The 14,177-nt window shown below is 69.9% G+C and carries 15 protein-coding genes and 1 pseudogene; 12 read left to right on the forward strand and 4 right to left on the reverse strand.

Annotated features, from left to right (window positions below):
- Positions 1 to 3: 3 nt before the first annotated feature.
- From ACZ56U_RS05720 to ACZ56U_RS05730, 3 genes are all read right to left on the reverse strand, one after another.
- Entirely contained in the window at positions 4 to 1,842 is a 1,839-nt protein-coding gene (locus tag ACZ56U_RS05720; protein ID WP_469082757.1) for a lasso peptide isopeptide bond-forming cyclase, read from the reverse strand.
- Between the two features lie 26 nt (positions 1,843 to 1,868).
- A complete protein-coding gene (locus tag ACZ56U_RS05725; RefSeq protein WP_469082758.1) occupies positions 1,869 to 1,979 on the reverse strand; it encodes a keywimysin-related RiPP in 111 nt (36 codons plus the stop codon).
- Between the two features lie 588 nt (positions 1,980 to 2,567).
- Positions 2,568 to 3,527, reverse strand: a complete 960-nt coding sequence (locus ACZ56U_RS05730) for a helix-turn-helix domain-containing protein (protein WP_469082759.1) — start codon at positions 3,525 to 3,527, stop codon at positions 2,568 to 2,570.
- Between the two features lie 248 nt (positions 3,528 to 3,775).
- Here ACZ56U_RS05730 and ACZ56U_RS05735 point away from each other — a divergent pair, with 248 nt between their 5' ends.
- The 4 genes and pseudogenes from ACZ56U_RS05735 (at position 3,776) to ACZ56U_RS05750 (ending at position 6,133) form a co-directional block, all read left to right on the forward strand.
- The gene (locus tag ACZ56U_RS05735) at positions 3,776 to 4,621 is read left to right on the forward strand and encodes an SDR family oxidoreductase (protein ID WP_469082760.1); all 846 of its coding nucleotides are present in this window, start codon (positions 3,776 to 3,778) and stop codon (positions 4,619 to 4,621) included.
- Positions 4,622 to 4,697: 76 nt separating this feature from the next.
- The gene (locus ACZ56U_RS05740; protein ID WP_469082761.1) at positions 4,698 to 5,180 is read left to right on the forward strand and encodes a nitroreductase family deazaflavin-dependent oxidoreductase; all 483 of its coding nucleotides are present in this window, start codon (positions 4,698 to 4,700) and stop codon (positions 5,178 to 5,180) included.
- Between the two features lie 119 nt (positions 5,181 to 5,299).
- Positions 5,300 to 5,446: pseudogene (locus ACZ56U_RS05745) on the forward strand (aldo/keto reductase); the annotation flags it as partial.
- 141 nt (positions 5,447 to 5,587) lie between these two features.
- On the forward strand, positions 5,588 to 6,133 hold the full coding sequence (locus ACZ56U_RS05750; RefSeq protein WP_469082762.1) for an NAD(P)H-dependent oxidoreductase: 546 nt from the start codon (positions 5,588 to 5,590) through the stop codon (positions 6,131 to 6,133).
- Between the two features lie 193 nt (positions 6,134 to 6,326).
- Here ACZ56U_RS05750 and ACZ56U_RS05755 read toward each other — a convergent pair whose 3' ends face one another.
- Complete coding sequence (locus tag ACZ56U_RS05755) at positions 6,327 to 7,208, reverse strand: helix-turn-helix domain-containing protein (RefSeq protein ID WP_469082763.1); 882 nt, start codon at positions 7,206 to 7,208, stop codon at positions 6,327 to 6,329.
- Between the two features lie 172 nt (positions 7,209 to 7,380).
- On the opposite strand from ACZ56U_RS05755, the gene ACZ56U_RS05760 reads away from it, so the two are divergent.
- From ACZ56U_RS05760 to ACZ56U_RS05795, 8 genes are all read left to right on the forward strand, one after another.
- Positions 7,381 to 8,397 (forward strand): zinc-dependent alcohol dehydrogenase family protein, encoded by a 1,017-nt coding sequence (locus tag ACZ56U_RS05760; protein WP_469082764.1) that lies wholly within the window; start codon positions 7,381 to 7,383, stop codon positions 8,395 to 8,397.
- Positions 8,398 to 8,480: 83 nt separating this feature from the next.
- Entirely contained in the window at positions 8,481 to 9,146 is a 666-nt protein-coding gene (locus ACZ56U_RS05765; RefSeq protein WP_469082765.1) for an SDR family NAD(P)-dependent oxidoreductase, read from the forward strand.
- A gap of 17 nt (positions 9,147 to 9,163) precedes the next feature.
- Positions 9,164 to 9,694: a cyclophilin-like fold protein gene (locus ACZ56U_RS05770; protein WP_469082766.1), complete on the forward strand. Its 531-nt coding sequence runs from the start codon at positions 9,164 to 9,166 to the stop codon at positions 9,692 to 9,694.
- Between the two features lie 176 nt (positions 9,695 to 9,870).
- The gene (locus ACZ56U_RS05775) at positions 9,871 to 11,127 is read left to right on the forward strand and encodes an MFS transporter (protein WP_469082767.1); all 1,257 of its coding nucleotides are present in this window, start codon (positions 9,871 to 9,873) and stop codon (positions 11,125 to 11,127) included.
- Between the two features lie 69 nt (positions 11,128 to 11,196).
- Entirely contained in the window at positions 11,197 to 11,964 is a 768-nt protein-coding gene (locus ACZ56U_RS05780) for a glucose 1-dehydrogenase (protein WP_469082768.1), read from the forward strand.
- A gap of 92 nt (positions 11,965 to 12,056) precedes the next feature.
- Positions 12,057 to 12,824, forward strand: coding sequence for an SDR family NAD(P)-dependent oxidoreductase (locus tag ACZ56U_RS05785; RefSeq protein ID WP_469082769.1), 768 nt, complete (start codon positions 12,057 to 12,059; stop codon positions 12,822 to 12,824).
- Between the two features lie 36 nt (positions 12,825 to 12,860).
- Positions 12,861 to 13,274: a (R)-mandelonitrile lyase gene (locus ACZ56U_RS05790; RefSeq protein ID WP_469082770.1), complete on the forward strand. Its 414-nt coding sequence runs from the start codon at positions 12,861 to 12,863 to the stop codon at positions 13,272 to 13,274.
- A gap of 243 nt (positions 13,275 to 13,517) precedes the next feature.
- Complete coding sequence (locus ACZ56U_RS05795) at positions 13,518 to 14,168, forward strand: (2Fe-2S)-binding protein (protein ID WP_469082771.1); 651 nt, start codon at positions 13,518 to 13,520, stop codon at positions 14,166 to 14,168.
- Positions 14,169 to 14,177 lie beyond the last annotated feature (9 nt).

Here is a 14,177-nt window from a genome sequence, read left to right on the forward strand (position 1 = left end):
GGGCTAGCGGGTACGGGCGGGTGACAGGCCGCGCAGCCATACCTCAGCGGCGATGGTCGAGTAGAGGATGGCGTCGTGCAGCCCGGGGGAGGAGGGCCGCTGGGCGAGGTGGCGCAGCGCGTTGCCGTCGACGAGGCCGAGCTGCTCCAGCCGGGAGTCCTCCCACAGCGCCAGCAGGTCGGCGCGGTGGCGACGCAGTCCCTCCGCGGCATCCATGGACGCGGCGGCCTTGGTGGTGCGCCGCAGGCAGGCCTCGGGGACGATGCCCCGCATGGCCGCGGTCAGGAGCGGTTTGTACTGCCAGGGCGAGACACGTTCGCTCGGCCGCACGGCGAGGGACGCCTCGATGACGCGGTCGTCCAGGAAGGGCGAGGCCATCGGTACGCCGACGCGGGCGGCCATGCGGTCCCACTGACGGATGATGCGGGTGCAGGAGCGGATCTGTTCCAGGTCGGCGTGCATACCGCGGTCGGGGTGCAACGGCGTGGCTGTCGCGGCCGCCTCGCGCAGTGCCCGTTGCGCCATCCGCTCGGCGTCGGGGGTGACCCAGTCGAAGAGGCGTGGGGGCATGCCCCAGCCGAGGCTGGTGGTCACGGTGGCGGGGACAGGGTCCCGGAGGTGGCCGCTGGAGTCGGCGAGCCACTTGCCGTACGGGCGCGTGTCGGTCAGCGCGCGGACCGTTCCGCCGAGGGGCCACTGCCACAGGGCCCGGAAGCCGCGCAGTTGCCGCAGCGCGAACGGCGGCCGGGTGCGCAGCAGTCGGTGGTAGTACGCCTCGGAGCACCAGGCCACGTGGTCGCCACCGATGCCGGTCAGGTGGAGCCGACTGCCCCACTCGGCCATGCCCGGCAGATGGTGCAGCACCCGCGAGCGGTCCATCACACCGATGGTCGGTTCGTCGAGCAGGTCGTCGATGCTCAGCAGATCGTCGTACACCAGCGGCGAGGCGTCCGCGTCCCACACCACGTGCTCCACGTCCGGCAGGTGCTTCGCCGCTTGCTCGGCCCAGTACAGATCGGTGTCAGCGGGATCGCGCCCTGGCCACGTGCTGGCCACCACACGGGCCGCGGAGCGGTCGGCCAGGAAGCAGATGGAGGTGGAGTCCAGGCCGCCGGACAGGTCGCAGCTGACCACGCCGCCTTGGCGGGTACGGGCGTCGACGGCCTCGGTGAGGGCCTCGCGGACCAACGGGGCGCCGTCGGCGAGGGTGCGGACCGGCTCCGGTGGTGTCCACCATCGCGAGTGGCGTGCACCGCGCCCGTCCGCTCCGACGATGAGCGCGTCCTGCGGGGGTACGGCCGTGACCTCACGCCAGAGCGAGGTCTCGAACAGCGGATAGGGGGCCGGCCACAGCAGCCGCACCGCCAGTTGGTGTTCGTCGGGCTCGGCCCCGATCGCGGCGGCGAGGACGTCGGCGCGGCTGGCGGCCACCTGTACGCCGTCCACGACAGCGTGGAAGACCAGCCGAAGCCCGGACGCGGTGCCCTGCACCCTGAGCCGCCCGTCCAGACAAGCGACGAGATGGAAGCTGCCCGGCAGGGTACGGGCGAGCGCGTCCAGCTCCGCCAGATCACGCAACCGTCCGGTGCGGCGCTCCAGTTCGGTGGCATCGATCGGGCAGCAGCCGAGGACGGCGAGGGAGGCGGAGCCGACGTGCGCGGTGACGATCTCCTCGTCGTGCCACTGACCAATCAGCCAGGGCCTGCCGGACGGATGCTCAAGGATTCGGCTGCCGGGATGGGCGAAGGAGCGGGCCACGGCGGCCGCGTCCTCCCGGTCGGTGAAGACCGTGAAGTGCGCGTCGCCGGGGCCCGTCCCCGCACTTGCGTGCAGTTCAGTCATGACGTCGGGTCAGAAACCGTCGGTCGTCAGTTCTTGCTCAGGATCAGCCGGTCGTTGCCCGACCTGCCCAGGAGCCCGGTCTGCTTCCGGAACGTCCCGAGCTTGCTGAGCGTCGGCGCTTCGTAAGCCTTCTTCATGACGTCTCCTCAGATGCGGGATTCACGACCGCGTCCCTGGCCAGCGGCACACCGGTATCCAATGCGCTGCCGGCCTGCCCAGAGTTCGTCGGGAACCCGGAGCGGAAGCGGGCGCATCACATAGCTAGGTGCAGAACCGGATGGCGTGACAAGGGGGTGGAAGAAAAATAGGACAAGATGGGAAGTCGCAGACGGCGGGGCGGTCGCGCCTCCCCTTCCTTGATTGGTCAAAAGCTGCACAATGCGAGAATCGTTCGATATGAGACCGGGAGAAACGATCCAACCTGTGCATCGCGGCCTATGGTTGGCCCTTTGCACGGGAAGGGGCGCCGGTAATCGGCCGGAGCCGCCGGGGCGCACTCTGCTCTCGTACTCGCACTACCCTTCTTCTGTTTTCTTGCCCGAACGGCTTGGACTCTCCCCTGCTCCGCTTGCTCGCTTGCGTCACGGCGCATTCGCTGCGACACGTCCGCGCCGCCAGCGACCACGTGCATCGGGACGGTGAGACGTTCGGTGTAACTCCCCAGAGAAGGCGTGGGATGAGTTCAATCCGTTTCTGCGGTTCGACACCGAACCTTTGTCGCCCGCTCAGTCGGGTGTCTCGGCCGAGTCGGCCCGTTCGGAATCCTTGGCCGGTGTGGACCGCTCGATGTCGCTGTTGGTCGCCGCCCAGCTGGCCAGCAGGTTCAGGGCGTCCTGCGTGGGTGAGGCGGGCTCGGCGGTGTAGGTGAGGAGTACCTGGCTGGGGCCGTCGGGGACCGGGAAGGTTTCGAAAGGCAGGTCGAGGTCGCCGACGACGGGGTGGTGGAGGAGCTTCACGCCGGTGGTATGCATCCGGACGTTGTGGGCGGCCCAGCGGCGACGGAATTCCTCGCTGCGGGTGGACAGCTCCCCGATCAGGTCCGTCAGCCGCCGGTCGTAGAGATCGCGGCCCGCCTCGGCGCGCAGCATCGCGACCGTGTCGCCTGCGACCTGGTCCCAGTCGCGGAAGAACTCGGTCGCGTGCCGATCGAGAAAAACGAACCGGGCGTTGTTGGGCGGCCTGGCCGGGTCGGCGTAGACCGGGGAGAACAGGGCGCGCCCGAGGTGGTTGGCGGCCAGGATGTCCCCGCGTCCGCTGAGAACGAACGCCGGTGTGCCGGCCATGGAGTCCAGGACGCGCTGCACGGCGGGCCGCACGCGCTGCTGGGCGGGTCGGCGGCGCGGTGGACGGGTTGTGCCGGCGCCGCGCAGCAGGTGGAGCAGGTGGGTGCGTTCGGCCTCGTCGAGTTGCAGTGCCTGCGCGATGCCTTCGATGACGCTCTCGGAGACTCCGGTGGCGTTGCCGCGCTCCAGCCGGGTGTAGTACTCGCTGGAGATGCCCGCGAGCAGGGCGACCTCCTCGCGGCGCAGCCCGGTGACCCGTCGGCGCTCTCCGCCGTACGTGGGCAGCCCAGCCTGCTCGGGGGTGACCTTGGCCCGTCGCGTGCCCAGGAATTCCCGGATCTCCGCGCGCACATCATCACGGATGTCGCGGTTGGTGCCGTTGGGGTCGTTTCTGCCTGCCATGCGATCCACTGTACGAGCGCTGCCGTCCGCGTGGGGGTCCCTGTCAGTGACCCCCTCATCAGGGACTCCCACACCCCTTCGACAAGGGGTTTTGTTGGTGGTGCACCGCCCACGGCGGTGTGAACGGCACGGGAAAGGTGGTGCTTGCGCCGCCCGGTCTCCTGCCCTCCCGTGTGGCGCCGTCGGCGCTGCACGCATCACCACCGCACACGCCGGGTGCCGGATCACGGCGCCTGAAAGGACCCCCCATGAGCAAGGTCATTCTCGTCACCGGTGCCGGACGCGGTCTGGGGACGGACATCGCCCGCGAGGCCCTCGCCGCCGGTCACCAGGTCGTCGCCACCGGCCGCCGCCCCGAGGAGGTCGAGAGGACCCTGGGCGGGCCGCAGGACAACCTGCTGGTCACCAGGCTCGACGTCACCAGCCTGGAGGACGCCGAGGCCGCCGCGCAGGCAGCCGTCGACCGCTTCGGCCGCATCGACGTACTGATCAACAACGCCGGGAATTTCTTCGCCGGCTATTTCGAGGAGATCTCGCCCCCGCAGATGCGTCGGCAGTTCGAGACCAATCTCTTCGGCCCGATGAACGTCACTCGCGCCGTCCTGCCGATCATGCGCAAGCAGTGCGCCGGGCACGTCATCACCATCACCTCGACCGCCGGGCTGGTCGGCATGGAGTTCACCTCCGCCTACGCCGCCTCCAAGTTCGCGGAGGAGGGCTGGATGGAGTCCCTGCGCTACGACGTCGAGCCGTACAACATCCACACCACGGTCGTGGAGCCCGGCTACTTCCGCACCGAACTCCTCGTGGACGGCTCCACCACCTGGCCCGAGCTGTCCATCGACGACTACGCCCCCCGCACGGCCCCGACGATCGAGGGCATGAAGAGCATGAACGGCCGGCAGCCCGGCGACCCCGCCAAGCTCGCCCGCGCCCTGCTCACCATCGCCCAGCAGGACAAGCCGCTGCTGCGCTTCGTGGCCGGCGCGGACGCCATCGAGGCCGCCGAGGCCAAGGCGAAGGAACTCCTCGCCCAGGCCGAAGCCTCACGCGAGCTGGGCGACAACCTCGCCTACGACGACACCAACGCCTGAACACCACGCCCCGCACCCCGGCCGAGGCCAAGGATCGTTACCGGGCGCAATCTTCGACAGCATGGAGAGAGGCAACATGCCGCTCAAGGGAGACTACGAGCCGAGCACGGCGCAGTTTGTACGTGACCAGGTGGAGCTGTACGAAAGCTCCGGTGGTACGCAGGGAACGACGCTGAGTGTCCTGGTCGCACGGGAAGAGGACGAGAGGCTCCGGGACCTGCCCGTCGTCATCCTGACGACCCTGGGCGCGAAGAGCGGCAAGATCCGCAAGGTCCCGGTCATGAGGGTGGAGCACGACGGCTCCTACGCCGTGGTCGCCTCCATGGCGGGAGCCCCCACACACCCGGTCTGGTACCACAACGCGGTGGCCGACCCCCGGGTGGAGCTGCAGGACGGGCCGGTGCGCCGGGACATGCTGGCACGCGAGGTGACCGGGGACGAGAAGGCCGTGTGGTGGGCCCGAGCCGTCGAGGCGTTCCCGGACTACGCCGAGTACCAGAAGAAGACGGACCGTGAGATCCCCGTGCTCGTGCTGGAGCCTGCTTCCCAGGAGCACTGACACGGCACAGCAAGTTCGGCCTACCGGTGATCCCCGCAGCCTGTCCCAGACGCCCTCACCGTCGGGCCGTAACTGAACGGCGGCCGGCCCACATCCCCATGGGCGGCCTGCGCGCGCCCGAGATCCTCTCGCTGCTGCGCGAGCTCGGCATCGGGTTCGTTCCCTACTCGCCGCTCGGCCACGGCCTGCTGACCGGACAGATCCGCACCGTCGACGACTTCGCCCCCATCACGACGAGGCCAACATGGCCACCATCGACCGCTGACTGTCGGTGCCGTTGCGCCCGGCTCAGCCCGCGCTCCCGGACTGCGCGAAGTACTGACGCCCCGGCGAAGTTCTGAACCGTCCCACCCGACCAACCCACATCCATCAACCCAGTTCACCGACCACTGAAAAGGTTCCTCATCATGTCCAAGGTTCTCCTTGTCGTAGGCCACCCCGACCTTTCCCAGTCGAAGGCCAACGCGGCGCTCGTGGATGCCGTCCGCGATCTGGCCGATGTCACCGTGCACGACCTCTACGCCACCTACCCCGACTTCCAGATCGACGTCGACGTGGAGCAGGCGCTGCTGGCAGAGCACGACGTGATCGTGTTCCAGCACCCGGTGTACTGGTACAACACCACCCCTCTGTTCAAGCAGTGGCAGGACAAGGTCCTCACCCTCGGCTGGGCCTTCACCATGGACGGTTCCGCCTCGCAGCTGGCCGGCAAGAAGGCCGTCGTCACCGTCACCGCCGGTGTGCCCGCCGACCACTACACCCCCGAGGGCGCGAACAGGACGACGCTGGAGGCCCTCCTCAGCAACTGGTACGCGACGCTGCGGTTGTGCCAGTTCGACATCCAGCAGCCGATGGTCAAGGTGTACGGCACCGCCTTCGGCCTCTCGGAGGAGGACCTGGCCACCGCCGCCAAGCAGTACAACGAACTGCTCGCCTCCTTCGCCGCCGCCTGACCGGGCCCTCGCGACAATGGCCGTCCTGGTCGATCGCGAAGCAGCGGTACGCGTGCCGGTCGGGGCTGTGACGGCCGAGTCAGTCGGGCACGTGCGCTGTGGCGGCTCAGGGACCCGCGGCTGCGCAGTTGCGGCGCTCGGTGAACGCCGTCAACCAACCCCCTCTGCCGGGTCATGGAAGCGGCAGAGGGGGTCAGGCGAGTGGCGGCGACGCGGGCAGGTGCTGCTCGGCGGCCCATGAGGCGAGGATGCGCAGCCGTTCATGGGTGGGGGAGCCGGGGGCGGCCGTCCAGACGGTCAGGTTCTGGTCGGGATCGGTGTTGGCGGTGAGGGTGTCCCAGTCCAGGACGAGTTCGCCGACGACCGGATGGTTGAGGGTCTTCGTGCCCACGGTGCGGGCGGCCACGTGGTGTTCGCCCCACCATCGGGCGAACTGCTTGTCACGCATGGACAGTTCGCCGACCAGCTCGATCAGGCGTGGGTCCTCGGGGTACTTCGCGGCTTCCATGCGCAGCTGCGCCACGGCGATGTGCGCGGAGGCCTCCCAGTCGGCGTACAGGGTGCGCATGGCCGGCTCGGTGAAGATGATCCGGGGATAGTTGCGGTGCTTTTCCGTGAGGCGGGAGAAGTCGGTGACCAGGGCGGCGGCCAGCGCGTTCCAGGCGAGGATGTCCCCGCGCCGGCCCTGCACGACGGCCGGGGTGGCGGTGAGGTCGTCCAGGACCCGCTGCAGTTGCGGCTGGACCTTCTGCCTGCTGCGGCGCCTGGTGCGGGTGCTGGTTTTGCCGGCGAGCTGGAAGAGGTAGCCGCGCTCGTCGTCGTCCAGGTGGAGGACGCGGGCGAGGACGTCCAGCACGGGCGCGGATGCCTGCATGCGGCCCTGTTCGAGGCGGGTGTAGTAGTCGGTGCTGATACTGGCGAGCTGAGCGACCTCCTCGCGGCGCAGCCCGGCCACCCGGCGGGGCCTGTCCGTCTCGGGCAGTCCGACTGTGCGCGGGCTCAGCTTCGAGCGGCGCTGCTTGAGGAATTCTCCCAGCTCATTGAGGGGGACGTTGGCGGTCATGCTTCCCAGCATGGCACTGGTTGCACCTGGGGAAGGGGGGAGAATTACCTCCCAGGATGTTTTCCTCCCGGGATGGATTTCTCCGCTTTTCGTGCTTGCCCTCGCGTGTGAGGCTCGAAATCGAGCGGCCGATCACGATCACCGGCTGCGGTTCACCGACCCTCGCACCGAAGGAAGCACCCCCATGCGCGGAGCAGTCATCTACGCCCCCGGCGACGTGCGCTTCGAGACCCTGGACGACCCGAAGATCCTCCAGCCGACCGATGCCGTGATCCGTACGGTCGCCACCTGCGTGTGCGGCTCTGACCTGTGGCCCTACCGCGGCGCGGAACCCGTCGACGAACCCCGTCCGATGGGGCACGAGTACGTCGGCATCGTCGAGGAGGTCGGCAGCGAGGTCGCCAACGTCAAGCCGGGCCAGTTCGTGGTCGGTTCGTTCGCCACCTCGGACAACACGTGCGTGAACTGCCTGAACGGCTGGCAGTCCTCCTGCCTGCACCGCGAGTTCATGAGTACCTGCCAGGCCGACTACGTCCGCATCCCCAACGCGCACGGCACCCTGGTCGCCACGGACGAGCACCCGGACGGCGAGATGGTGCCCGGCCTGCTCGCCGTCTCCGATGTGATGGGCACCGGTTGGTACGCCGCCCTCGCCGCTGAAGTGAAGCCCGGTTCCACGGCCGTGGTCGTCGGTGACGGCGCGGTCGGCCTGTGCGGTGTGATCGCCGCGAAGGAGCTCGGCGCGGAGCGGATCATCGCCATGAGCCGCCATGAATCCCGGCGGAAGCTCGCCCTCGAATTCGGCGCCACCGACGTCGTCAGCGAACGCGGCGAGGAAGGCATCGTCCGCGTGAAGGAGCTGACGAACGGCATCGGCGCCGACTCCGTGCTGGAGTGCGTCGGCACCCCGGAGTCCATGCGGCAGGCCCTGCACTCGACCCGGCCCGGCGGCAACGTCGGCTTCGTCGGTGTCCCGCACGAGGTGGCGCTCGACGGCGAGGAGCTGTTCTTCTCCCAGGTCGGTCTGCGTGGTGGCCCCGCCCCGGTGCGCCGCTACCTGCCCGATCTGATCGACCGGGTCCTGTCCGGCCGGATCAACCCGGGCAAGGTCTTCGACCTCACCCTGCCGCTGGACCAGGTCGCAGAGGGCTACAAGGCGATGGACGAGCGCCGCGCCATCAAGGCCCTCCTCAAGCCCTGACCGGACGCGTCCACACCCGGGGGCGGCACCCAGGCGGTGCGGCCCCGGACCGCACACCACCCCCGCTCACGCAAGGACTGACCATGACGACCTTCGCCCTCGTCGGCGCAGGCCCCGGCCTCGGGCTCGCCACCGCCCGCCGCTTCGGAGCCGCAGGCCACACCGTCGCTCTCATCTCCCGCGACGCGGAGAAGCTGGAGGGCCTGACGGCCGAACTCGCCCGTGACGGGGTCCAGACCCGCGGCTTCACCGCCGACGTCCTCGACATCGAGTCGCTGACCGCGGCCCTGTACGCGGCTGCCGAGGCCCTGGGGCCCATCGAGGTCCTGCAGTACAGCCCTGTGCCCCACGCGGACTTCATGAAGCCGGTCCTCGACACGAGTGCCGACGACCTCGACGCCCCGCTCGCCTTCTCCGTCAAGGGACCCGTCACGGCCGTGAACGCCGTCCTGCCCGGCATGCGTGCTCTCGGCCGCGGCACCCTGCTGTTCGTCAACGGCTCCAGCGCCGTACGCCCCAACCCGAACGTCGCCGGCACCTCCGTCGCCTTCGCCGCCGAAAGCGCCTACGCCCGCATGCTCCACGACGCGCTCGCCCCGGAGAACATCCACGCCGCCCAGCTGATCATCCCCGGAGCCATCCGGCCCGACGCCGGGCACAGCAGCCCCGAGGCCCTGGCCCAGCGCCTGTACGACATCCACCGGCAGCGGGACGGCTTCCGTCACTACTCCGAGCCCCTGCCCGACTGACTCCCAGGACGACACCCATGAACTCGGCCGCTCTCCGCGCCCTCGCCCGCGCCGCCTCGGCCACCGCTGTCCTGCTGACCGTGGCGGCCTGCACGGACACCTCGTCGGCCTCCCCGCCGGCGGCATCCTCCGCCCGGCAGCAGACACCGACGGCCGCGGCATCCACCGCACCCTCCGCACCGTCCGACAGGAACACCGCCATGGACATCCGGGTCACCCTCGACGGCCGCCCCGTCGACGCCACCTTGGACGACAGCCCTGCCGCCCGTGACTTCGCCGAGCTGCTCCCGCTCACCCTGGACCTGGAGGACTTCCACCAGACGGAGCGGGTCGCCGACCTACCGCGCAGGCTGACCACCTCCGGCGCCCCCGAACCGGCCGCTCCCAAGGCAGGCGACCTGGCCTACTACGCCCCCTGGGGCAACCTGGCCCTCTTCTACCGCGACGGCCCCTCCGCCTCCGCCGACCTGCTCGTCCTCGGCCACCTCGACGTCGACACCAACCGGCTTGCCGGGGCCGACCGCATCACCATCGAAGCCGCGCCCTGACGCGCCCGAACGCACCACTCGCCTCATGCGGACGCGAAGGGGGGAGGAGATCCTCCCCTTTTCGACCAGTTCGCTCCATGGAACCGTGAAAGACGTGGCCGAGCCGTCCGCAGTCCGCCGACGGCCCCAGCCGCCACCATGATCCGCCGATTTCCCCGCAAGGAGAGAGCACACGTATGCCTTCCGCATCCGGGATCACCCCCGGCAAGCTTCCCTTCGTCGTCTGGGTGCTCGCCGCCGGCACGTTCCTGATGGGGACCACCGAGTTCGTCGTCGCCGGCCTGCTGCCGGAACTGGCCGGTGACCTCGGCGTCAGCGTCTCCCACGCCGGCCTGCTGATCACCGCCTTCGCCGTGGGCATGATCGTCGGTGCGCCGACCATGGCCATGGCGACCCTGCGCCTTCCTCAGCGCCAGACGCTGATCCTGGCCCTGTCCGTGTTCTGCCTCGGACATCTGGTCGCCGCCCTCAGCACGTCCTTCACGATCGTCCTCGCCGCCCGGGTCGTCACGGCCCTGGCCACCGGGGCGTTCTGGTCCGTCGGTTTCGTCGTGGCCACCACCGCGGCCGGGCCGTACAACGCCACCCGCGCCACGGGCGTCATGATCGGCGGTCTGACCCTGGCCAACGTCGTGGGCGTGCCGATCGGCTCCTTCGCCGGCCAGTTCACCGGCTGGCGCGGCCCCTTCTGGGCCCTGGCCGCCCTATCCGGTCTCGCCGCCGTGTTCATCGGCCGCTTCATCCCGGCCCAGGAGCAGCGCGCAGAGGTCTCCCTCCGCGCCGAGGTCCGGGCGCTGCGTCAGGGCCGCCTGTGGCTGGCGCTCGGCGCCGCGATGCTGATCATGGGCGGTGTCCTGGCAACGTACACCTATGTCACCCCACTGCTGACCGACCGCGCGGGCATCCCCGCAGGCGCCGTACCGCTCGTCCTCATCGCCTTCGGCGTGGGCGCCCTGGGGGGCACCACCACGGGTGGCCGCCTGGGTGACCGCCGCCCGATGGTCACCACCATCACGGCCGCCGCGGCCACCGCCCTGGTCCTGCTCCTGATGATCCCCCTGTCCGGCAATCCGGTGACAGCCACCCTCCTGGTGTTCCTCATGGGTCTGACAGGCTTCACGGTCAACCCGGTCGTCACCGCCCTCGCCATGCGCTTCGCGGGCGACGCCCCCACCCTCACCTCGGCGCTGACCACCTCCGCCTTCAACACCGGCATCGCCGCCGGATCCGCGATCGCCGGTACGGCGCTGGATTCCTCCCTCGGCCTGACCGGCCCGCCCCTGGTCGGCACCGTCATCGCCGCCCTCACGCTTCTGCCCCTGATCGCCCTCACCGTCCACGGCACCGCCAACACGGGCCGGATCGTGGCCCGGAGCAGCGCTCACACCCACGCGCGACGCGACGAACCCACGCCGGTGCCGTCACAGCACTGACGCAAGCCCGGATCCGCGTACTGCCGATACGAACCCCACGACGTACCAGCGAGCGAGAGGACTTGGCCCATGACCGTCAGCAACGCGGCCTTCACCGGCAAGGTGGCCTTCGTGACCGGAGCCGGCTCCGGCATCGGCCGCGCCACCGCCGTCGCCTTCGCCCGCGCGGGCGCCCGCGTCGCCCTGGCAGACCTGTCTTTGGACGGCCTGCGGGACACGGCACGGCTTGTCGAGGAGGCGGGCGGGCAAGCTCTGTCTCTCACCTGCGATGTGACCAGCGAAGACGACGTGAAGTCCGCGCTGGGCGACACCGTGCAGGCGTTTGGACGCCTGGACGCCGCCTTCAACAACGCCGGTGTCGAACAGCCGGTCAAGTCGGCCGCGGACATTCCCAAAGACGAGTGGGACCGCGTCATCGGGGTCAGCCTCACCGGCATGTTCCTGTGCATGAAGCACCAGATCCCCCTGATGCTCCAGCAGGAGGGCGGCGCGATCGTCAACGCCTCCTCAGGCGCAGGCGTCAAGGGCTTCAAAGGACAGGCGGCCTACGCCGCCGCCAAGCACGGCGTCATCGGCCTGACCCGCTCGACCGCCCTCGACTACGCGGCGTCCAACGTCCGCGTCAACGCCATCTGCCCCGGCATCATCGACACCGAGATGATCCAGCGCTTCGCGGACAGCACACCCGGAGGACGCGACGCCCTGATCGCGGACGAGCCGATCGGACGCCCCGGCACCCCGGAGGAGATCGCCGCCGCCGTGCTCTGGCTCTGCTCGGACGCCGCCTCCTTCGCCACCGGCCACGCCCTGGTCGTCGACGGCGGCCAGACCGTCTGACGGCGGCCCGCCAAACCGGGCCGCCCCAGCTCATCAATCAGCCCCCGTCTACTCGCACCGTCACGCCTCAGCGCTCGAAGGGACAACCCGACGTGAATCCCCGCTACGACTTCACGGGCCAGGTCGCCCTCGTCACCGGGGCCGGCGCCGGTATGGGCCTGGCGACCGCCCGCGCGTTCGCCGAGTCCGGGGCCACTGTCGCCCTCACCGACATCGACGAAGCAGCCCTGAACGCCGCCGCGAAGGAACTCACCGACGCCGGCCACCAGGTCCTCGCCCTCACCTGCGACGTCAGTGACGAGGACCAGGTCGCGGCCGTCGTCGATCGCACCGTGGAGACCTTCGGCCGCCTCGACATGGCCTACAACAACGCCGGCATCCAGATTCCGCCCAGCGACGCCGCCGACGAACCCGCCGAACGGTTCGACCGCGTCAACGCCATCAACCTCCGCGGCGTGTGGGCCTGCATGAAGCACGAACTGCGGCACATGCGCGCCCAGGGCGGCGGCGCGATCGTCAACTGCTCCTCCCTCGGCGGTCTCGTGGGCCTCCCCGGCCGGGCCTCCTACCACGCCTCCAAACACGGGGTGATCGGTCTGACCGGCAGCGCGGCCCTCGAATACGCACCCCGCGGCATCCGCATCAACGCGATCTGCCCCGGCACCATCGACACACCTATGGTCAGCGACATGATCGCCAAGGGGGAGCTCGACCGCGCGGAGGCCGAGGCCAACCAGCCCATCAACCGGCTCGGCACCGCCGAGGAGATCGCCCAGGCGGTCCTGTGGCTGTGCAGCCCCGGAGCCGGCTTCGTCGTCGGCGTCGCCCTCCCCGTCGACGGCGGCTACGTCGCCCGCTGAGGACAGCCCACCCACGAAAGAGAGCTGAGAGAGATCATGGAATTCATCAAGCAGCAGCCCAGCAGCAAGGCCCCGGCGGACTGGTTCACCGGCGACGTGTGGTGGGACGTCATCGTGGCCGGCCAGGAGCCGTCCCGGATGCGCGCCAACCTGGTCCGCTTCTCCCCGGGCGCCCGCACCAACTGGCACTCCCACGCTGTGGGCCAGACCCTCCACGTCGTTTCCGGCATCGCCCTGATCGGCACCCGCGACGGCACCGTCTTCGAGGCCCACCCCGGCGAGACGGTCGCCTGCCCGCCGAACGAGGAACACTGGCACGGCGCCGCCCCCGACCGGTTCATGGAGCACATCGCCATGTGGGAGGGCCTCGGCGACGACACCCCCGAGACCACCTGGGCCGAGCCGGTCACCGACCAGGAGTACGACGGCCCGCGCACCCGCAACCAGTAGGCCCCACCGATCACGCAACCGCGAAAGTACCCCCGATCACGTCGGCAAGTCGCTTCTGACAGAGGCTGAAAGGGGGGAGGAAAGTCTCCCTGCCACCAGCGTTGCCGGTGGTGCAAGACTCCCCAAGCGACCAGTCGCCGCTGCCAAGGCGCGCGGTGGCCCGGTTCCCCGTGGTGACGACGATCCAGTCTCCCGTTCCGCTGTCGAGTACGGCCGATCCGTCCGCGATACGAAGGCGTACGTATGTCCACTGAACTCCCCGAGTCCGCCGTTCCACCCCCCACCGGGGCCGGCGAGTCCGCCCCGGCGCCCACCCGGCGCACCTTCATCGCCACCAGCACGGCGGTCGGTGGTGCGGTCGTCGCGAGCGGGGTGATCGGAGGGTCACTCCTCGCGGCTCCGGAGGAAGTTGCCGCCGCCGAGGCGCCGCCCTCCAGCCACGTGTCCCTGACGGTCAACGGCACCCGCCGGACCGTGACGGTCGACAACCGCACCTCGCTGCTGGACCTGCTGCGCGAGCACTTCGACCTGACCGGCTCCAAGAAGGGCTGCAACGCCGGGGCCTGCGGCGCCTGCACCGTGCTGGTGGACGGCCGACGGGTCAACTCCTGTCTGACGCTGGCCGTCCGCCTGGAGGGCGCCGCGGTCACCACCATCGAGGGGCTGGCCGACGGCGACCAACTCCACCCGCTGCAACAGGCGTTCATCGACGAGGACGCCTTCCAGTGCGGCTACTGCACCCCCGGCCAGATCGTCTCCGGTGTCGGCTGCATCCAGGAAGGCCACACCGGCTCTCCGGAGGAGATCCGGGAGTGGATGAGCGGCAACATCTGCCGCTGCGGCTGTTACGTGAAAATCGTGCGCGCGGTCGAGCAGACCGCCGCCCGCAAGTAAGGAGCGGCC

The sequence above is a fragment of the Streptomyces sp. NPDC034103 genome (assembly GCF_055575395.1).

Bases quoted from the DNA above. Each gene is read 5' to 3' on its own strand.
- ACZ56U_RS05795 (WP_469082771.1), top strand. From the start codon at position 13,518: ATGTCCACTGAACTCCCCGAGTCCGCCGTTCCACCCCCCACCGGGGCC.
- ACZ56U_RS05720 (WP_469082757.1), bottom strand. From the start codon at position 1,842: ATGACTGAACTGCACGCAAGTGCGGGGACGGGCCCCGGCGACGCGCAC.
- ACZ56U_RS05780 (WP_469082768.1), top strand. From the start codon at position 11,197: ATGACCGTCAGCAACGCGGCCTTCACCGGCAAGGTGGCCTTCGTGACC.
- ACZ56U_RS05790 (WP_469082770.1), top strand. From the start codon at position 12,861: ATGGAATTCATCAAGCAGCAGCCCAGCAGCAAGGCCCCGGCGGACTGG.
- ACZ56U_RS05735 (WP_469082760.1), top strand. From the start codon at position 3,776: ATGAGCAAGGTCATTCTCGTCACCGGTGCCGGACGCGGTCTGGGGACG.
- ACZ56U_RS05775 (WP_469082767.1), top strand. From the start codon at position 9,871: ATGCCTTCCGCATCCGGGATCACCCCCGGCAAGCTTCCCTTCGTCGTC.
- ACZ56U_RS05740 (WP_469082761.1), top strand. From the start codon at position 4,698: ATGCCGCTCAAGGGAGACTACGAGCCGAGCACGGCGCAGTTTGTACGT.
- ACZ56U_RS05755 (WP_469082763.1), bottom strand. From the start codon at position 7,208: ATGCTGGGAAGCATGACCGCCAACGTCCCCCTCAATGAGCTGGGAGAA.
- ACZ56U_RS05760 (WP_469082764.1), top strand. From the start codon at position 7,381: ATGCGCGGAGCAGTCATCTACGCCCCCGGCGACGTGCGCTTCGAGACC.
- ACZ56U_RS05765 (WP_469082765.1), top strand. From the start codon at position 8,481: ATGACGACCTTCGCCCTCGTCGGCGCAGGCCCCGGCCTCGGGCTCGCC.
- ACZ56U_RS05770 (WP_469082766.1), top strand. From the start codon at position 9,164: ATGAACTCGGCCGCTCTCCGCGCCCTCGCCCGCGCCGCCTCGGCCACC.
- ACZ56U_RS05730 (WP_469082759.1), bottom strand. From the start codon at position 3,527: ATGGCAGGCAGAAACGACCCCAACGGCACCAACCGCGACATCCGTGAT.
- ACZ56U_RS05750 (WP_469082762.1), top strand. From the start codon at position 5,588: ATGTCCAAGGTTCTCCTTGTCGTAGGCCACCCCGACCTTTCCCAGTCG.
- ACZ56U_RS05725 (WP_469082758.1), bottom strand. From the start codon at position 1,979: ATGAAGAAGGCTTACGAAGCGCCGACGCTCAGCAAGCTCGGGACGTTC.